Raw genomic sequence first — 19,171 nt, forward strand, 5'->3', positions numbered from 1 at the left:
ATTTCTTCCTTCTATGAAGGTTTTAGCCTTTTGATATTTCGTTGCTTAGCTCATCTTCATCATCTGTAGTCCATGGAAAGTGAGCTTGTAATTCTTTTCCTGCTTTTAGCACACCATCTATAATTCCTTGTTTAAAGTTTCCTTGTTTAAATTGGTTTTGGATGGCTTCTTTGGTTGTTTCCCAAAAGTTATCGGGAACTACGTTGTTAATACCTTCATCGCCAAAAATTACAAATTTATGATCGTCAACAGCGATGTACAATAACACACCATTTCGTTGTTGGGTATTAAACATTTTTAGCATTTGAAATACTTCTAGTGCTCGGTCGTAGTGAGAACCTTCCGTAGTTCTCTCTATATGTACACGAATTTCACCAGAAGTATTTCGCTCTGCTTGTCGAATAGCCTGAACGATTTCCTCTTCTTCTTTGGCAGTAAGAAAATCTTCTACGTTAGACATATTGTTAGAATTTAAAATCTACATCAGGCGCATTCTCTGAACCTGCATCAGCCTTGTAACGTGCCATTTCAGTTAAGTTAAACATCCCCGCTAGCAAGTTACCAGGAAACATTTTAATATGCTTGTTATATTTATTAACGCTTTCGTTATAACGATCACGTGCTACGTTAATTCTGTTTTCTGTTCCTTCTAACTGACTTTGTAATTCTAAAAAGTTTTTGTTTGCTTTGATATCTGGATAACGCTCTACAGATACTAATAACTTAGATAAAGCTCCGCTTAACCCTGTTTGTGCTTGTTGAAATTGTGCCATTTTCTCTGGCGTTAAATCTCCTGCATTTATATTTACTGAAGTTGCTTTTGCTCTTGCGTTAATTACGTCTGTTAACGTGCTTTTTTCAAAATCGGCAGCTCCTTGTACCGTTTTTACTAAGTTGCCGATTAAGTCGTTTCTTCGTTGGTAAGAACTCTCTACATTAGACCATGTAGTTTTGGCGTCTTCTTGGTATGTTACTGCTGTATTATAAAATCCTTTTGCCCATGAATAAATTCCAAATACTAGAACTCCTATAATAATTAAAGGCACTAACCATTTTTTCATAATTCTTGATTTTTTTTAATTATAATTGATTTTTAATTTTAATTAATTCTGCTTTTACAGTTTCTAATCTACTAATAATTTCCTGATTATTTAAGACTCCCTCTGGGTTTTTCTTTAGTTTTTGTTTTGCGCCATCTAAGGTAAAACCTCTTTCTTTTACAAGGTTGTAAATAATTTTAAAGTTTTTTACGTCTTCTTGTGTAAACAATCGATCGCCTTTGGCATTTTTTTTAGGATTGATAATTTCAAACTCTTTATCCCAAAATCGTATAAGTGAACTATTCACCCCAAAAGCTTTAGCAACTTCTCCTATTTTATAATATCGTTTATCGGGTAAGTCTACATACATTTTTCACAGCTTGTTACGTGCTTAGTCATACGACTGACCTTTTTGTTGTGAAGCTTTTTGCATGGCTACAAATTCTTCTGGAGTTAAATCTCCGTAGTAATAATAAATAGGGTTTACAGGTCTACCATTTTTATGCACTTCGTAATGTAAGTGTGGTGCTGCTGAACGACCTGTATTACCAACATATCCTATTAAATCGCCGCGTTTTACTTTTTGTCCTTTTTTGGCTATAATCTTATTCATGTGTGCATAAATAGTTTCATAACCATAACCATGATTGATATACACTACATTACCGAAGGTTGAACTTCTATGAGCCTGCTTAACAACTCCATTTCCTGATGCAAAAATTGGGGTACCTGTAGGCGCAGTAAAATCCATACCATTATGCATACGCCACGATTTTAAAATAGGGTGTAAACGCATACCATACCCGGATGCCATTCTAGTTAAATCTTCATTCTTTACTGGCTGAATTGCTGGTATAGAAGCTAACATTTTTTCTTTAGCTTTTGCTAACTCTACAATCTCATCTAACGATTTTGATTGTACAACCATTTGTTTTGATAAAATATCTAGCTCTTTGGTTGCTTTTTTAATCATTGAACTGTTATCAAAACCATCTAAGTGTTTATATCTGTTTACACCGCCAAAACCAGCTTTTCGTTGTTCTTCCGGTATAGGGCTTGCTTCAAAATAAGTTCTATAAATATTATTATCTCTATCTTGTAATTCTGACAAAATTTCTGAGCTTTCTTCCATTTTTTTAGAAAGTAACTCATAGTGAAGTTTTAAATTTTCTAACTCTCTTTTTTGGGTACGTTCTTTAGGAGACATTAAAAACTGACTAAATCCTATAAAACCAAAAAAAGCAATTAATAAAACACTTAATAACCCTAAAAACGTTTTTTTATACTTTTCGCTTCTTTTTACTTCTATCTTTCGATAGGATAAAGTCTCTGGATCGTAATAATATTTTACTTTTGCCATAATGCTAAATGTACTATTTTTGTGCTTTTTAAATTAAGCATCCTTAAGGGGATGTACAATTTGGAAACTCACAAATTTACAAAATCTTTTAAAACTTCTTTTTTCGAGTAGTTTTTTAGAAATATTTTAACAAAACCCAGATACTAAGAGTTGTATGAAATCTCAAGATATTAGAGCTAAATTTTTAGAATTTTTTAAATCAAAACAACACGACATTGTTCCTTCTGCGCCTATGGTGTTAAAGAACGATCCTACTTTAATGTTTACCAACTCTGGTATGGCACCGTTTAAAGAGTACTTCTTAGGAAACGCCACTCCAAAAAACAATAGAATTGCCGACTCTCAAAAATGTTTACGTGTTTCTGGTAAGCATAACGATTTAGAAGAAGTTGGTTACGATACCTACCACCACACCATGTTTGAAATGTTAGGTAACTGGAGTTTTGGCGATTACTTTAAAAAAGAAGCTATTGCTTGGGCTTGGGAATTGTTAACCGAAGTTTACAAAATAGATAAAGACATTTTATATGTAACCGTTTTTGAAGGAGATGAGAAAGACGGTACAAAAATGGACCAAGAAGCATATGACATTTGGAAACAATACATTTCTGAAGATCGTATCTTAATGGGTAATAAAAAAGATAACTTCTGGGAGATGGGAGATCAAGGCCCTTGTGGTCCATGTTCAGAAATCCATGTAGATATTCGCTCAGCAGAAGAAAAAGCTAAAATTGATGGAAAATCGTTAGTAAACGAAGATCATCCTCAGGTTGTTGAAATCTGGAACTTAGTTTTCATGCAATACAACCGTAAAGCTGATGGTTCGTTAGTTGAACTTCCTGCAAAACATATAGATACAGGAATGGGATTTGAACGTTTATGTATGGTACTACAAGGGGTTCAATCTAACTACGACACAGATGTTTTCACTCCATTAATCAGAGAAATTGAAACAATTACAGGTATTGATTACGGCAAAGACGAAAAAGTAGACATTCCTATTCGTGTCATTGCCGATCACGTTCGTGCTGTAGCTTTTGCCATTGCAGATGGGCAATTACCAAGTAATAACGGAGCTGGATATGTAATTCGTCGTATTTTACGTCGTGCAGTTCGTTATGCGTTTACTTTCTTAAACAAAAAAGAGCCTTTTATTTATAAGTTAGCTGAAACATTGGCTTACCAAATGGGAGATGCTTTCCCTGAAATTAGAAAACAAAGTAATTTAGTTAGTAATGTAATTAAGGAAGAAGAAAGTTCTTTCTTACGTACCTTAGATCAAGGTTTATTATTACTAGACCAAGTTATTGAAACAACCAACGGAAAAGTAGTTTCTGGTAAACGTGCTTTCGAGTTATATGACACTTACGGATTTCCTTTAGATTTAACACAGTTAATTGCTCGTGAAAAAGGATATGAAATCAATGAGGAAGAATTTAATGCAGGAATGAAAGCTCAAAAAGAGCGTTCTCGTGCTGCTTCTGCAAGTGAAACTGGTGATTGGATTGTTTTAATTGAAGATGATGTTGAAGAATTCATCGGATACGATATGTTAACAGCTAACGTAAAATTAACTCGTTACAGAAAAGTTACTACAAAAAAAGACGGAGATCAATATCAACTAGTATTTAACATGACTCCTTTTTATCCAGAAGGTGGTGGACAGGTTGGTGACAAAGGATATATTGAATCTCCTAATGGTGATATTATTTATGTGCTTGACACCAAAAAAGAGAACAATGTTATCATTCATTTCACAAAGAATTTACCTAAAAACTTACACGAAACTTTTAAGGCTGTTGTAAATAAAGAACATAGAAGTTTAGCTGCTAGTAATCACTCGGCTACCCACCTATTACACCAAGCGTTACGTACTATTTTAGGAGACCATGTAGAACAAAAAGGTTCGTTGGTGAGTCCTGATTATTTACGTTTTGACTTTTCTCACTTTTCTAAAGTAGACAATGATCAACTAGAAGCTGTTGAAGAATTTGTAAATGCTCGTATTCGTGAGAATCTTCCACTACAAGAACAAAGAAACATACCAATGCAAAAAGCAATTGACGAAGGTGCTGTAGCTTTATTTGGTGAAAAATATGGTGACAGTGTTCGTACCATTCGTTTTGGACAATCAATGGAATTATGTGGTGGTACACACGTACAACAAACAGGAGATATTTGGTATTTCAAAATAAAATCGGAAGGAGCTGTTGCTGCTGGTATTCGCCGTATTGAAGCAATTACAAATGTTGCTGTTGGTGATTATTTTGAAGATGTTGAACGTAATTACGATGCCGTAAAACAGTTATTAAAGAACCCTAAAGATGTAACCAAATCAGTTAGTAGTTTACAAGATGAAAACGCAGCTTTAAAAAAGCAAATTGAACAGTTACTAAAAGATAAAGCTAAAAACATGAAGGGCGACCTTAAAAACCAATTACAAGAAGTAAATGGGGTTCAGTTTTTAGCTACTAAAGTAGATTTAGATCCAAACAGCATTAAAGATTTACTATTTGAATTAGGAGGAGAAATAAACAATTTATTTGTGGTATTTGCTACTGCTCCATCAGAAGATAAAGCAATGCTAACTTGTTATATTTCTAAAGAATTAGCGAGTGAAAAAGGATACGATGCTGGTAAAGTCGTTAGAGAATTAGGAAAACTAATCCACGGCGGTGGTGGTGGACAAAATTTCTTTGCAACTGCAGGTGGAAAAAACCCTGGAGGAATTCCAAAAGCATTAGAAAGAGCAAAAGACTATATCGCTTAATATATACTAAAAAAGGTTCAGAAAATTCTGAACCTTTTTTTTATTGTAACGCTTTCTTATAGGTATCAATTGCTCGCTCTCTTGCAAACTTATGCTCTACCATAGGTTGTGGATAGGTGAGTTCATCGAAGTCTTTCACCCATTTTCTAACATAGTGTAAATCTTTATCAAACTTTTTGAGTTGTTCTGCTGGATTGAAAACTCTAAAATACGGAGCTGCATCGCAACCCGTACCTGCTGCCCATTGCCAATTTCCGTTATTTGCTGACAAGTCATAATCCAACAGCTTTTCTGCAAAGTACGCTTCTCCCCAGCGCCAATCAATCAATAAATGCTTACATAAAAAACCTGCGGTTATCATACGAACTCTGTTATGCATGTATCCAGTTTCATTCAACTCTCGCATGCCCGCATCAACCATAGGGTACCCAGTTTTACCTTCACACCATTTTTTAAATTCTTCTTCGTTATTTCTCCAAGGAACAGCATTATATTTTTCTCGAAAATTCTCAGTAACTACTTTCGGAAAGTGATATAAAATCTGCATAAAAAACTCACGCCAAATTAACTCACTTAAAAAAGTTTGATTGGTTTTTAACGCAAAACGAATCATTTTTCGTGTACTAACCAACCCAAAACGTAAATAAGGTGATAAATACGAGGTTTTATCTTGCGAGGGAAAGTCTCTCACCTCATCATACGAATCCAAACTAGATAGGTTGTATGGTTTTACTTTAATCGTACTTTCTTTAAAACCTATGGAAGCTAAGGACGGAAACTCAAAATAGAATTGATAGAAGTTAGTAAAATTTATGGTAAACTCTTGTGTATCTTCCTTTTCTGAGAAGTTTTGCAACCATTTATTCTTATACGGAGTAAAAACTGTATACGGAGTTCCGTCGTTTTTTAAAACTTCGTTTTCTTCAAAAATTACTTGATCTTTAAAAGCATTGAATGCTATTCGTTTTGATGCTAAAAAGTCGGCTACTTCCTTATCTCTTTTAATGGCATAAGGTTCGTAATCTTTGTTTGTGTAAACTTCTCCAATTATATATTCTTCAGTTAGTTTTTTCCAAATTGCTAATGGTTTTCCTTTTTTAACTACCAGAGAAGATTGATGCTTTTTCAGCTCTTCATCTAAGTTTTGCAAGGTTTCGTAAATAAAAGTTACTCGAGCATCATTTTTAGGAAGGCTTTCTAAAATATCTTCATCAAAAATAAATAACGGAACTACTTTATTACCTGATTGTAGCGCTTCATGCAACCCATTATTATCTTCTAAACGTAAATCTCGACGAAACCAAAAAATCGATACTTTATTTTCCATTAAATAGTTTTTCTAACGTACGATAACGATGTTCAAAAATTCCTTTTAACTGCCTTTTTATAAAGATTGACTGGGCTATGTGTCCTAAAAAACCAAAAGGTATTTTGTATGATATTTTATCTTTCATCAATGTTTTTCCATTTGGCAGCTCTTCAAACCAGTGTTCGTGATGCCACATGCTATAAGGACCAAATCGCTGTTCATCTATAAAAATTTGTTGTTCTTTTACTTGTGTTATTTCAGTAACCCAACTTGACTTAATGCCTGGTAAAATCCCTACTTTGTAAGTAATTATTTGTCCTGCATAGGCTTTTTTATCAACCTCTGAAGTAATTTGAAACCCCATATGTGAAGGGGTTATTTTTTGCAAATTTCCTGGAGCACTGAAAAATTCCCATGCTTTTTCTAACCGAACGTTTAATATTTGTTCAGTAGATAAGGTATAAATACCCGAATGCTTTTTAAAGTGAATCATTATAACAATTTGGTGATTTTCTTACTCATTGGTTTGGTGATTGAATAAAAAACATCAATTAGCCTTCCTTCTTCATCTACCAAATATTTTTGAAAATTCCATTTTACTGAAGAACTCATTTTTCCATTTTTATCTTTTTGTGTTAACCATTGATATAAGGGGTGTTGATTTTCTCCTTTAACTTCAATTTTTTCTGTCATAGGAAAATCTACTCCATAGGTTACACTACAAAACGATTGAATTTCTTTTATTGTTCCTGGTTCTTGGCCTCCAAATTGATTACATGGCAATCCTATTATTACTAATTTATCCTTGTGCTTTGAGTACAGTTCTTGTAAACCTTCATATTGATTTGTAAAACCACATTTTGATGCTACATTTACAAACAATATTTTCTTCCCTTTGAATTGATTGAGGTCTAAATTTTCTCCATCGATTCCTTCAATATTTATGTCGTATAACGATTCTTTAGGCTCCACGGTTTGCGCTTTACCTGATAAACTAAATAGTGCCATGATTAAGAATATTTTTACTGTGTTCATTTTATTGAATTGCTATTTTTATGATTTCTAACGAAAAGTTTTCGTCCTTTTTATTTCCTATTAAAATTGCTACCTCTTCTATTTGGTTATCAGAGAAATTACCAAAATTTAACTTTCTACCCCTAAAGGTAGGATAAAATCCTGTTAATGGTAAGGTAATTTCTTGTTCTTGTGTATTTGTTCTAAATACTTGTACGTATGAGTAACGTTGAGACTCATTTGATTTTAATCGTAGTTGATATTGTTTACCATCTCCTTTTACTTTTAATACAATTTTTGAATGTTGTTTGTTTAAACCTATGGCTATTGGCATTCTCGTCATCGAAAATCCACCATTATTTTCAGTAGATACTTTCCCCGAAAAGATTAAGTTTCCCTTATCATTAATTTTTACAGCTGATGTAGAAATTCCTCCCATCACAGTATCATTAACAACATACCAATTTTGAGTGTTATTATCTTTATCAAAAATTATAATTTCATCATTTAAACACATAAGAAAACTTAAAATTAAAAGCCATTTCATTATTAACTTTTTAAATTTTTACACTTACAATTCCTGCATCTACTGGAATTACTTGTCCAGTAATTGCTGATGCTTCGTCAGACAGTAAATAGGTAGCTAAACTAGCTACTTCTTCTGCTTTTAGGTATTTTTTTAATGGGTGTCTGTTCTGCATACTCTCTTGTTGTTTTTCATTTCGTAATAAGCGAGCTGCTAAAGGTGTATCAGTAACCGTAGGAGCAATTGCATTGAATCTAACTTTCGTAGCGTATTCTGCTGCCAACGATTTGGTTAACCCTTCTACTGCTGATTTACTTGTCGCGATACTTGCATGAAAAGGCATTCCTAAAAACGAAGCTACCGTACTAAATAGCACAACGCTTCCGTTATTTTTTGCTAACGAGCTTTCGTAAGCTTTTAAAGTTTTAATTGCTCCAAGAACGTTGATATCTAAATCGGATTGAAAGTCTTCTAATTTTAATCTTGAAAAGGATTTTAGATTGATACTACCAGGACAATAAACTAATCCGTGAACTTCTTCTAATTCTGGAAGCTCCTCTTTGGTAACATCGCATGCGTAATGTTTTATATTTTCAATATTAGACGGTGCTGTTCTACTAATGTTAATCATTTTATGTGTGTGTTTTAATTTGGTTATTATCGCCTTACCAATACCACTACTACCACCAACTACAACAATTGTTTTCATAATCGTCCTTTTAATCGTTTTTCTACTTTTTGTTTAATAGTTGTTATGCGTTTCATAACATCCATCAACTGTTTATCTTTACTCTTTTTATACACTTCATTAATTGATAAAATAATTTCTTTCGCTTTCCTTGATGCTAAAATTTTTTCATTTCTTGTTTTAAAAGATTTGTAATTTTTCTCAAATTCTAAAGCTTCTTGAAGTAAGTTTATTGTACTCATTTTAAATAATTTTGAAGTTCAACAATTTTTTCTGAGGTATTAAAAATGCCTCCATAAAAACAGGTAACTGTTGATGACGAATCATCTTTAACTCCTCTAGAAGAAACACATAAATGCTTTGCATCTATAATTACAGCTACGTCTTCTGTTTGTAATATCTCTTGTAAATCTCTGGCTATTTGATTAGTTAAGCGTTCTTGTACTTGGGGTCTTTTAGCATAAAACTGAACAATTCTGTTTAATTTTGATAAGCCTATAACTTTTCCTGATGAAACATAAGCCACATGTGCTTTTCCTATTATTGGTACAAAATGATGTTCGCAATTAGAATAAAACTGTATGTCTTTTTCTACCAACATTTGGTTATATTGGTACCTATTTTCAAACAATGCTATTTTAGGCTTATTGGCTGGATTTAAACCTGAAAAAATTTCATCTATATACATTTTAGCTACTCTTTGTGGAGTACCTTTAAGAGAGTCATTATTTAAATCAAGCCCAATAGTTTGCATTATTTCTGAAAATAATTGTGCTATTTTTTCTTTTTTTTCCTCATCAGAAATTAAAAAAGCATCTTCTACCATAGGCGTTTCAATTCCTGTATAAATATGATCATCTCCAATTTCTTCAACCGATAAGTTCTTTATACTATCGCTAACAGGGGTATTCAACAAAGTTTCTAGGTGTTTCATAAAGTTTTATTTTAATTTCTAAATGATTATTTATCACTAACCTTAGTTTGTTATAAATTACAATTGCTATATTTTCTACTGTTGGATTGAGTGTTTTAAATTCTTCTACTTCTTTATTTAAGTTTTTATGATCTAAACAATCTATTATTTCTTTTTGTATATGGTTAGATAAAACTTTTGTATCAATTACATATCCTGTGTTTTCATCTACTTCTCCTACAATAGTTACTTCTAACTCATAATTATGGCCATGAAAATTTGGATTATTACATTTGCCAAAAACTTCTTTGTTTTTTGCTTCAGACCATTTCGTATTATGCAACCTGTGGGCTGCATTAAAATGTTCTTTTCTCGTAATAGCCACTTTTGCTTGCTTCATTTATCGTTTTGCTATTTTATTATTACTTATACTTCTTTGTCTGGTACATTTAAACCTTCCTTTATTAAATATTCTTTTTGCTTGATGTTTTGTTCTTCTACCCTGTACTCTTTTCCTCCATAATTTAAAACTTGATGGTTTTAATTCTCTTCGCATTAAATTAATTACTTCTTGTTCTTTTAAGTCAAATTGAAGTTTTATAGCGTCAAAAGTTGTTCGATCTTCCCAAGCCATTTCAATAACTCTATCTATCTCTCTTAATGTCATAAAAAATAACTTTGTGTTGATGTCATTTTCAAATCCATCATTTTTTTTATAAATTTTTTATTCTGATTATATTTATTATCTTTTCTAAACCTAATAAAGTGGTTATCGGAATGAATACTAAAGAATTCATGATTAAAAACCACTATTTTATAAAAAGGTATTACCCAGCAAAAGCGTTGTAATTTATTAGTTATGTAAACTATAATTCCTTTAGGACGTATTTCTATACTTCCATAATTTAAATCGCTAATTGTTGTTAAAATACTTTTAAAGCTTTCACTTACTCCTTCAACAATCATTCTACTTGAACCAACTCCTTTAATTTTTAAAGATTGTAAAAAAGACATAGGTTCACCTACTAATTCATTGATTTTTAATACACTTTCTTTATTATTGTATGTTATATCAAACAACATTTTTTTATTTAACTACATGTTTGTTTAAAATTCTATAGCTTTCTTTTATCACCTCTGGATCTTTACGCATTTTCCAAATAGTATCTGAGGCATTTTTTCTAGTTACACCTATATCTACTATTGGTTTTGGGTAATCATTACCAAGAGTAAACCCATACATTTTTTGTTCTAAAGCTGTCATTTTGTATGGTTCGTGCTTAAACGCTAATGGTAATTCTTTAAGTTCTGGTATCCATTTTGAAATAAAAACTGCTTCAGGATCGTGCTCTAAACCATTTTTTACTGGGTTATAAATTCTAATCGTATTAATTCCAGTTTCTCCTGCCTGCATTTGCAACTGAGGAAAGTGAATTCCTGGTTCAAAATCTAAAAACAATTTTGATAAATATTTTGATGCTTCTTGCCATGGTTGCCAAAGATTATGTGTAAAAAAAGACACTAACATAGCTCGCATTCTAAAATTCAAATATCCTGTATGAATTAAACAACGCATACACGCATCAATAAATGGAATACCTGTTTTTCCGTTTCTCCATGCATATATGTATTTTTTAGTAATATTTTTCTTTAACTTATGAAACCCTTTATTGATACTTTCTTGTTCCATTATACATTCCATTTCGAATTTCTGGATGAAATGTGCCTGCCATTTAAGTCTTGAAATGAAAGCATCTATTGCTCTTTTATTTCTTGAACTAGAACGAATAGTTATTGCTAACTGATACACCTCTCTTACTGAGATATTCCCCCAAGCAATATAAGGTGACAGCCTGCTACAGCTCTCTCTTGCTTCTGTTGGTTTTGAAATATTTTTTGCATACCCCTCATACCTTTTGTTAAAAAAACTATGTAAATACTTAAGAGCCGTAGCTCGTCCTCCTTTTTGAAATAGCTTTTCTTCTTCTGTATCTAAATTTACAATTGTCAAGTTTTTTGCTATTTCTTTTATTTCTGTTATTGTTACAAAAGAAACATTTGTTGAATCAAATATTATCTGACTTGATTTCATGTAGTTTTCCCAATCCTCTTTCCAACCTTCTCTGTTTTCTCGCCCCCTAAATACTCCATTATGAATATTTTCTTTCCATTCTATTACATTATTCTTACAAAACCTTTTAAAGGTTTTATCTCTATTATAAGTTGCAAGAATCCCTGTTTCTATATGAGAGTAGACATTAGTAACATTTGACACCGACGTTAAATACCTAAAAAAAGAAAGTACCTCTGAGTTTATTGTTAAAACCTGTGTATTATACAGTAACAACTCTTGGTTTATATCTCGTATAGATTCTTTAACAAAATCCCAATGTCTTTTAGAATAATGTTCGTCTTGTATAATGCTTTCTTCAAAAATATAAACAAATAATACTTTCTTACCTGAAGTTATTGCATTAAAAACAGCCTCGTTATCCTGCAACCGAAGATCTCTTTTAAACCAAACTACTGCTATTTCTCCTATTATTTTCAATCCAATGTGCGCTTTGAATCAAAAATACAATTTTTGTTTAACTAATAAAAGAAATAATTAAACAAAAAGTTAATAGCTATTAATTTTTTGCTTAATTGTTTTTGCTTTTTCTAGAATTTCTGAGAAGTCTTTTGATATTTCCATTTTTCGCAATAAAGTATACATCATACGCATTCGGTGGTTATTTTTCAACTTCTCTTTATTTTTATAAAGAAACTCCCAATACAAAGTATTATACGGACACGAATCTTCTTCTGTTTTTGTTTTGTAATTATAAAAGCATTCTTTGCAATAATTACTCATTTTATTAATATAACTTGCGCTAGACACATAAGGTTTTGTGGCCACTATCCCACCATCCGCGTACTGACTCATCCCTCTTGTATTTGGTAATTGCACCCACTCTACAGCATCTATATATACTCCTAAATACCAAGCATCTACCTCATCTGGATGAACCTCTAACAATAACGCTAGGTTACCTAAAATCATAAGACGCTGTATATGATACGCGTATGCATTATTTAACGAGTTTTTTAGCGATTGCTTCACACAATTCATTTTTGTTTTTCCTGTCCAAAAAAAATCTGGCAATGAAACTTTATTATTAAAAAAATTCTTTTTTTTAAAATCTTCTCCTAATTGCCAATAAACACCTCTCATATACTCTCTCCATCCTAATACTTGACGAATAAAGCCCTCTGCCTGAGAAACGGCTATTGAAGGTTTCTTATAAAACACATCAACAACCTTCTCTACAACTTCTCTCGGGGGTATTAATTTTAAATTAAGAGCAAATGATAATCGAGAATGAAACAGAAAATCTTGTGATGAATGCATTGCATCTTGATAATCTCCAAAAAACTCTAACAAATTGTCACAAAAAAAATCTAGTTGCTTTATTGCTTGTTCTCTATTTATTGGATAAGTAAAAGTTAATGTTTCTTCTCCAAATGTAACCACTTCTGCTTCATTAAGCTCTTTTAATAATGCTTTACAGTCAATATTAGTCTCATAAGGCAAAGGAACTAATTCATCTTGATTCCATTTTTTTCTGTTAGATGCATCATAATTCCATTTACCGCCAACTGGTTCATTATTTTCTACAAGTATCTTATGCTTTTTCCTCATATAGCGATAAAAATCTTCCATAACTGTTTTCTTTCTACCTTCAAAAAACTCTTTTAACTCATTCCTTGTAGTGTAAAAATGTTCTGTATCATACGATTTAACTGGTATCTGTAAGCTCTTGAGTTCATTTTTAAATTGCACATCTAAACGAAACTCGTCAGGCAACTGATATTCAATTTTTGTAATTGAGTATTTTTTTTGTAATACTTTAATATTTTTTATAAGATTGTGCGTGTTATGCGAATCTGATATTTTAAAATACTCTACTGCGTGACCTTTCTCTTCTAGTTTTTTAGCAAAACTCCTCATTGCTAAGAAAAACCCTACAACTTTTTGTATATGATGTTTTACATACTCCGTTTCTTGCTTCATTTCAAACATAGCATACACTACTTTTTTGTTTTTTTGCTTAAACCAGCTATGAGATTCATTTAACTGATCACCTAAAAGCACTCTAAGTATTACGTCCATTACTTATCAATCCATTTAGCTCTAAATTCCCCATACTTATCATATGTATTAGCTTGCCATTCTATATCAAACTTTTTACTCTCAGAACTATTTCCTACTCCTGCTATATACATCCAGTTACCATAATTACTGTGCGGATCATAATCTACTAACAAAGATTCAAAGTAGGCTGCCCCAATCCTCCAATCTTGCTGTAAGTTATGTACAAAATAAGATGCTACGTTTTGCCTTCCTCTATTACTCATCCAACCTGTTTTTCTTAACTCTATCATATTAGCGTTTACAAAATCAGATGTAGTATTACCTAAAACCCAATTTTTTATCACCTTATTATCATGAATACTTAGTATCGTTTTTTTCTGAATCCCCCCTAATTTGAAGAAGTTATTTTTGTGATAACGAACTGCATGTTTAAAGAACTCTCTCCATAACAACTCAAAATACACCCAATATGTTGATGAATTTGCCTCATATTCGTCTTCAAATCTCTTTAGTTCTTTATAAATTGTTTTTACACTAATAGATCCATTAGATAACCAAGGTGAAAATTTTGTACTACAATCTATTCCTAATAAATTATTTCTTGTTTTCTTGTAGTCAATCACTTTTTTTGTTTCAAAAAAATAACTTTTCAACCTTACTAACGCTTGCTTTTCTCCTCCTTTAAAAGGAAAAGAATTTCCTAAAACTTTTTCTGCACGAGAACAGTTTGGTATTTCAAAAAATGCCTGAGAATATATATCCTGATAGGGTAAATGATAATTTAACTCTGTGTCTATATCTAATTTTTTTTCAACTTTATTTCTAAAAGATGAAAAAGACAACGGGTATCTTTTGTTAAATAACGTATCTATTTGATGTGGCTCATACAAATATTGATTTGTTACCCTTATCTTTTTTACCTTACTACCAACTACTTTTCTTACTCTATTTTCTATATCTTTTTCATCACTAGTTTCATCTTCTTGATAAACTAGGGTAGTAATTAAGAAATCGTTTTGAATCTCACTAACAACTGTTTCTGTTTTTTTTAACCCTACATAAAAAGGTATATTATATTTAGCTAAACTCTCTTTTAATTCTTTTAATGTTTCAATTAAAAAACGAAGACGGAATTTTCCTGTTCTCTCAAAAGAATATTGACGTTTAAAAAACACAGGATCAAACGCATAAAAAGCCACCAAATAACGTTTAGTCGCTATTGCTTCTTTTAACAGTTTGTTATCACGAACTCTTAAATCGTTTCTAAACCAAATTAAGGTGCATTCTTGTTTTTGTTTTTCCTGCATTTTTTACTACAGTATTTTACTTCACTCCAACTAGCTTCCCATTTCTTCCTCCATGAAAAAGAAAGCCCACAAACTTTACAAATTTTGGTTGGTAAGTGCTGTTTTTTCAATTTTAAACAAATTATTTTGACAAAAAATTAATGAGTTGCTTAAATATAAGTCCATGAAACGGTAAAACAGCAAACCAATAAACTCTACCCCATATTCCTTTAGGTCTGAATACTGCTTTTTGATAAAGTAAGCCGTCTTTAATAACATACTCTAACCATGCCTCTCCAGGCAGTTTCATTTCTGCAAAGAGCAATAAACGTTTATTATCTTTATCCGCTAATAATACACGCCAAAAGTCAAGCGCATCTCCTGGCTCTAACTCAGTCGGATCTCTTCTACCTCTACGCAGCCCAACACCTCCAAAAACTTGATCTATAAAACCTCTTACTTTCCATAAAAAAGTAAATTTATACCAACCTCGCTTACCTCCTATTTCCCATATTTTCTTAAGTGTTATGTTTTCATCTGAAACTTTTCTGATTCTTTCATCAATAAAGCACCCATACTTAGGAAGGTTTATGTATTGAAAATACTCTTTTCTAAAAACACCACTTACCTTAGCATCTTTCCAACTTGATATAACGGAATTTTGCGCTATTTTAACAAAAGCTTTTTTTACCGCCTGTTTATAAGTAATAGGTATTACTTCAATTATTTCATTAATATTGCTTTTACTCCCTATAACCTCAACAGTCATACTATCTACGAGTGATTTTGCCAAATTAAACGAAGTTGAGGTAACGAAGTACAACCAATAAGATGATAGCTTTGGTGATAAAAATGGCACTGTGAATATAATTCTATTTAACTTTCTTACCTCAGCAAACTGTAATAACATTTCTTTATATGTGAGAATTTCTGGACCATAGATATCAAATGATTTATCGTACACTCTCTCTTCTAATAAAGATTTTGTTAAGTATGTTAAAACATCTCTTATTGCAATAGGCTGTGTTTTTGTATACAACCATTTTGGAGTTATCATAATAGGAAGTTTTTCTACAAGGTCTCTTATAATTTCAAATGACGCACTACCACTTCCTACTATTATTCCTGCTCTAAAAGTTGTTACTGCATACGTTTTTGATTGTAGTATTTTTTCTACCTCATATCTCGATTTTAAATGCTTTGACAATGAATTATCGTTTACAATACCACTCAAATACACAACCTGCTTACACATAGTTTTTTCTAATAGACTCTTAAAATTATTTGCACAATCCGATTCTAACTTAGAGAAGTCACTACTACTTGTAGACATAGAGTGTATCAAATAATAAGCTGCATCAATATTTTTAGGCAACTCTTTTTTAGGCTTTAAGAAATCTATTTCTAGAAAAGATATTTGTGTATTATCTTTAAATTCTAATGGAATTCTACGTACATCTCTAACACAGCATACAAGTTCATGCTGTTCTGATAACAGCATAGGTATTAATCTTTTACCTATATAACCCGTTGTTCCTGTGATTAGAATCCTCATTATTATTTTGGTCTTTGATAAGACAGTCTTTTATAATTCTCTGCTACCATATAGGTATCCAACCCATTAATTGCAGCTACTTTTTCTTTTGATAAGTTTAAAAAACCATCTTCTGAAAGCATAGAGTCCTTAAAATACAAATCAGTAACTTCACCTAACACTAAAATAGTTCCGTTAGCTTTTATATGATGCTCTTCTAAAAACTTCATTCCTATTTGTAAAGGTGATTCCGCTACAAAAGGAGCATAAAAATCATTCTTAAATTCTTCTGACAATGCTGTTTTATCAAATTCTGAAATTTCCGAAGGATATTTAGCCGAAGTATGATGCGCTTCCTCAATTATTGCTTCATTAATAGCATTGATTGTATAATATCCTGTTTCTTTTATATTGTTATACGTATTCCTAACAACGGTTGTAGGACGTAATACAAACCCTAAAATTGCTGGGCTTGAACCATAATGCACCACCGAACTAAAAACTGCAACATTGGTTATGTTGTCATTAGATTTTGTTGCAATAAGATTTGCTGGTTTATAACCAGAAATACTATTCATCAAATTTATTTTATACAGATGAGAAAACTCGTCTATTTGTTGACGTGTAATGTGCATTATATCGTATTAAAATTATTGATTTTTACCTTGTTTGCTTTTAAATCGTGCATTAGGTTATACAAACCAAAAAATGTTCGGTTGATATAAATGAAGTGCTTTGAACCTCTATTTCCATTCATCTTTTTAAGCTCGGTACTTTTGGCATATTTCTGACCTAAATCTGCTATTTTCCCGAAGAACTCCTCATCTGAAAAATCAAATTCTTCTTGCTGAAAAGGTTGTGTAAAAAGTGATAACATTTCATAAAACAATGCTTTAAAAAAGGTTATTTCTTCAGGTGTATCGTCTTTTCTTAAGATTTCTAACTCATAAAGTTTACTTTCAAAAAAAGCTGGATTATCTATATTTTCTCTTTTCGCTAGTTCGAAATAAGGCACATAAAAACTTTCAGGAACTTCTTTCATACATCCAAAATCGATAACAATCAATTCATTTGATTTAGACACTAAAAAATTCCCTGGATGCGGATCTGCATGTACCTTTTTTAGCTTGTGCATTTGATACATGTAAAAGTTCCACAAAGCTTGTCCTAGTTTATTTGCAATATCTTCAGGCTGCTCATTTTTAGTAAATTCTGACAGGTGAACTCCATCCATCCAATCCATCGTTAAAATTCTATCTGACGACAAGTCTGGATAGTAGCTTGGAAATTTTAAGTTTGGAATATGTTTACAGGCATCAGCTATTTCATTACTCTGCGCAAGTTCTAATTCGTAATTAGTTTCTTCCAAAAGCTTTTCTTCAACTTCTTTAAAATATTCATCTGAACCTTCTCCTCTAATGTTAAACATTTTCATCGCAATAGGTTTCACCAATGCTAAATCGGTTGAAATACTATCAGCAACCCCTGGATATTGAATTTTTACAGCTAGTTCTTTTCCATCTTTAGTGGCTTTATGAACTTGTCCTATACTTGCTGCATTTACTGATTCTGCTGTAAACGTATCAAAAACTTCGTTTGGTGTTTTACTGAAGTATTTTTTAAACGTTTTGATTACTAAAGGTCCTGATAATGGCGGAACTGAAAACTGTGATAATGAAAATTTTTCTACGTAAGCATTGGGCAAAATATTTTTTTCCATGCTTAGCATTTGTGCTACTTTTAATGCTGACCCTTTTAGTTCTTTTAATCCATCGTAAATATCAGCAGCATTATCTTCATTAAGTTGCTTTTTAGCTTCCTCTTCTGATTTGGTGATTTTATTTCCGTAGTATTTAGCATAATTTACACCAACTTTCACTCCTGTTGAAACTAACTTAGTAGCTCGTTCTATTTTTGACGTAGGTATTTTGTTTAAGGTTTTCATGTCATTGGTGATTTTTCTTTCCACAAAAATTTCGCTAAATCAATCACACTTTTTACAGGTGCTATTTGTTGAATATCAAAACTTGCCTTTACTGACTTCTCTATAAATAGATCTGTTTTCTCAAAGTTTGGCGACTCATCTTCTACCCAAAATCTTAGAATGAGCAATAGCTGCATCCAATACCCTTCTGCAATAGTTTTATCTTGAATTTTGTTGATTTTATCATTTTTAAAATCAATTTTTTCAAGGCTTATTTCATCTACAAAATGAATAAACTCAGTACGCAGTTCTTGCAATACTTTTAATTTCGAAAAATCTGTTTTTATCCTTTTTAACTGCGCCAATACATACGACCTATTTATTGTTAATAATTCAAAAAAGGTAAAATAGAAACTTAATAGTTTTTCTTTTGGCAAATAGTCTTTATAAGCTTCTGTTTTGTGTAGTAAATGAATGGTTTCTTTAGCAAAAATTCCAAAAACAGCTTTTTCTAAGCTTTCAAAGCTTGAAAAGTGTTTATAAAATTCCGCTTCTTCAAAGTTATTTTCTTTCGCAAAAGAAAATATTGAATTCGGTTGACCTGATAATAGTACCGTATTCATATACCATTCTATTATTTTTTCTTGTGTTATGTTCTTTTTTTTTGCCATA

Annotated in this window: 23 protein-coding genes; 1 reads left to right on the top strand and 22 read right to left on the bottom strand. The window is 31.7% G+C overall.

The genetic code is table 11. The features are described 5' to 3' along the window. Positions 1-22: 22 nt before the first annotated feature. The 4 genes from ACR9ES_RS06745 to ACR9ES_RS06760 are packed head-to-tail and all read right to left on the bottom strand — an operon-like array spanning position 23 to position 2,400. Entirely contained in the window at positions 23-460 is a 438-nt protein-coding gene (locus tag ACR9ES_RS06745; RefSeq protein WP_073182014.1) for a TPM domain-containing protein, read from the bottom strand. 4 nt (positions 461-464) lie between these two features. Then, entirely contained in the window at positions 465-1,061 is a 597-nt protein-coding gene (locus ACR9ES_RS06750) for a LemA family protein (protein ID WP_073182016.1), read from the bottom strand. A 19-nt stretch (positions 1,062-1,080) separates the two neighbouring features. After that, positions 1,081-1,410: a MerR family transcriptional regulator gene (locus ACR9ES_RS06755; protein ID WP_047790038.1), complete on the bottom strand. Its 330-nt coding sequence runs from the start codon at positions 1,408-1,410 to the stop codon at positions 1,081-1,083. 21 nt (positions 1,411-1,431) lie between these two features. Next, on the bottom strand, positions 1,432-2,400 hold the full coding sequence (locus ACR9ES_RS06760) for a M23 family metallopeptidase (RefSeq protein ID WP_435255589.1): 969 nt from the start codon (positions 2,398-2,400) through the stop codon (positions 1,432-1,434). 154 nt (positions 2,401-2,554) lie between these two features. Between ACR9ES_RS06760 and alaS the strand changes: the two genes are divergently transcribed. Next, positions 2,555-5,170: an alanine--tRNA ligase gene (gene alaS, locus ACR9ES_RS06765; protein WP_435255590.1), complete on the top strand. Its 2,616-nt coding sequence runs from the start codon at positions 2,555-2,557 to the stop codon at positions 5,168-5,170. A 40-nt stretch (positions 5,171-5,210) separates the two neighbouring features. Here the strand turns inward: alaS and ACR9ES_RS06770 are convergent, their stop codons facing one another. The 18 genes from ACR9ES_RS06770 to ACR9ES_RS06855 form a co-directional block, all read right to left on the bottom strand. Further along, entirely contained in the window at positions 5,211-6,497 is a 1,287-nt protein-coding gene (locus ACR9ES_RS06770) for a cryptochrome/photolyase family protein (RefSeq protein ID WP_435255591.1), read from the bottom strand. Beyond that, positions 6,487-6,972, bottom strand: a complete 486-nt coding sequence (locus ACR9ES_RS06775) for an SRPBCC family protein (protein WP_435255592.1) — start codon at positions 6,970-6,972, stop codon at positions 6,487-6,489. Before ACR9ES_RS06775 ends, ACR9ES_RS06770 begins: the two co-directional genes overlap by 11 nt. Then, on the bottom strand, positions 6,972-7,514 hold the full coding sequence (locus ACR9ES_RS06780) for a glutathione peroxidase (protein WP_435255593.1): 543 nt from the start codon (positions 7,512-7,514) through the stop codon (positions 6,972-6,974). The genes ACR9ES_RS06775 and ACR9ES_RS06780 overlap by 1 nt, the downstream gene beginning before the upstream one ends. Before the next feature lies 1 nt (position 7,515). Continuing rightward, a complete protein-coding gene (locus ACR9ES_RS06785) occupies positions 7,516-8,040 on the bottom strand; it encodes a CIA30 family protein (RefSeq protein WP_274633309.1) in 525 nt (174 codons plus the stop codon). 10 nt (positions 8,041-8,050) lie between these two features. Continuing rightward, complete coding sequence (locus ACR9ES_RS06790; protein WP_435255594.1) at positions 8,051-8,728, bottom strand: SDR family NAD(P)-dependent oxidoreductase; 678 nt, start codon at positions 8,726-8,728, stop codon at positions 8,051-8,053. Beyond that, positions 8,725-8,940 (bottom strand): hypothetical protein, encoded by a 216-nt coding sequence (locus ACR9ES_RS06795; protein ID WP_274633380.1) that lies wholly within the window; start codon positions 8,938-8,940, stop codon positions 8,725-8,727. The genes ACR9ES_RS06790 and ACR9ES_RS06795 overlap by 4 nt, the downstream gene beginning before the upstream one ends. Before the next feature lie 5 nt (positions 8,941-8,945). Next, the gene (gene folE, locus ACR9ES_RS06800) at positions 8,946-9,641 is read right to left on the bottom strand and encodes a GTP cyclohydrolase I FolE (protein ID WP_435255595.1); all 696 of its coding nucleotides are present in this window, start codon (positions 9,639-9,641) and stop codon (positions 8,946-8,948) included. Next, positions 9,604-10,020 carry a 6-pyruvoyl trahydropterin synthase family protein gene (locus tag ACR9ES_RS06805; protein ID WP_047790029.1) on the bottom strand — a complete coding sequence of 139 codons (417 nt, stop codon included), beginning with the start codon at positions 10,018-10,020 and terminating at the stop codon, positions 9,604-9,606. The genes folE and ACR9ES_RS06805 overlap by 38 nt, the downstream gene beginning before the upstream one ends. Further along, a complete protein-coding gene (locus ACR9ES_RS06810) occupies positions 10,021-10,287 on the bottom strand; it encodes a TIGR03643 family protein (protein WP_047790028.1) in 267 nt (88 codons plus the stop codon). It abuts the gene before it with no gap. Further along, a complete protein-coding gene (locus ACR9ES_RS06815) occupies positions 10,284-10,703 on the bottom strand; it encodes a hypothetical protein (RefSeq protein ID WP_073182028.1) in 420 nt (139 codons plus the stop codon). Before ACR9ES_RS06815 ends, ACR9ES_RS06810 begins: the two co-directional genes overlap by 4 nt. Positions 10,704-10,707: 4 nt before the next feature. After that, the gene (locus ACR9ES_RS06820) at positions 10,708-12,171 is read right to left on the bottom strand and encodes a deoxyribodipyrimidine photo-lyase/cryptochrome family protein (RefSeq protein WP_435255596.1); all 1,464 of its coding nucleotides are present in this window, start codon (positions 12,169-12,171) and stop codon (positions 10,708-10,710) included. Positions 12,172-12,240: 69 nt separating this feature from the next. Continuing rightward, complete coding sequence (locus ACR9ES_RS06825; RefSeq protein ID WP_435255597.1) at positions 12,241-13,773, bottom strand: cryptochrome/photolyase family protein; 1,533 nt, start codon at positions 13,771-13,773, stop codon at positions 12,241-12,243. Beyond that, complete coding sequence (locus ACR9ES_RS06830) at positions 13,773-15,062, bottom strand: DASH family cryptochrome (protein WP_435255598.1); 1,290 nt, start codon at positions 15,060-15,062, stop codon at positions 13,773-13,775. The genes ACR9ES_RS06825 and ACR9ES_RS06830 overlap by 1 nt, the downstream gene beginning before the upstream one ends. Then, the gene (locus tag ACR9ES_RS06835; protein WP_073182036.1) at positions 15,029-15,172 is read right to left on the bottom strand and encodes a DUF2256 domain-containing protein; all 144 of its coding nucleotides are present in this window, start codon (positions 15,170-15,172) and stop codon (positions 15,029-15,031) included. Before ACR9ES_RS06835 ends, ACR9ES_RS06830 begins: the two co-directional genes overlap by 34 nt. Positions 15,173-15,183: 11 nt before the next feature. Beyond that, positions 15,184-16,596, bottom strand: coding sequence for an SDR family oxidoreductase (locus ACR9ES_RS06840; RefSeq protein ID WP_435255599.1), 1,413 nt, complete (start codon positions 16,594-16,596; stop codon positions 15,184-15,186). Positions 16,597-16,598: 2 nt separating this feature from the next. Continuing rightward, on the bottom strand, positions 16,599-17,153 hold the full coding sequence (locus ACR9ES_RS06845; RefSeq protein ID WP_435255600.1) for a flavin reductase family protein: 555 nt from the start codon (positions 17,151-17,153) through the stop codon (positions 16,599-16,601). Between the two features lie 56 nt (positions 17,154-17,209). Next, positions 17,210-18,520 carry an ABC1 kinase family protein gene (locus ACR9ES_RS06850; RefSeq protein ID WP_435255601.1) on the bottom strand — a complete coding sequence of 437 codons (1,311 nt, stop codon included), beginning with the start codon at positions 18,518-18,520 and terminating at the stop codon, positions 17,210-17,212. Continuing rightward, positions 18,517-19,170, bottom strand: a complete 654-nt coding sequence (locus ACR9ES_RS06855; RefSeq protein WP_435255602.1) for a TetR family transcriptional regulator C-terminal domain-containing protein — start codon at positions 19,168-19,170, stop codon at positions 18,517-18,519. Before ACR9ES_RS06855 ends, ACR9ES_RS06850 begins: the two co-directional genes overlap by 4 nt. Position 19,171: the final 1 nt, after the last annotated feature.

The sequence above is a fragment of the Tenacibaculum sp. A30 genome (genome assembly GCF_051200845.1).
Classification (GTDB): domain Bacteria; phylum Bacteroidota; class Bacteroidia; order Flavobacteriales; family Flavobacteriaceae; genus Polaribacter.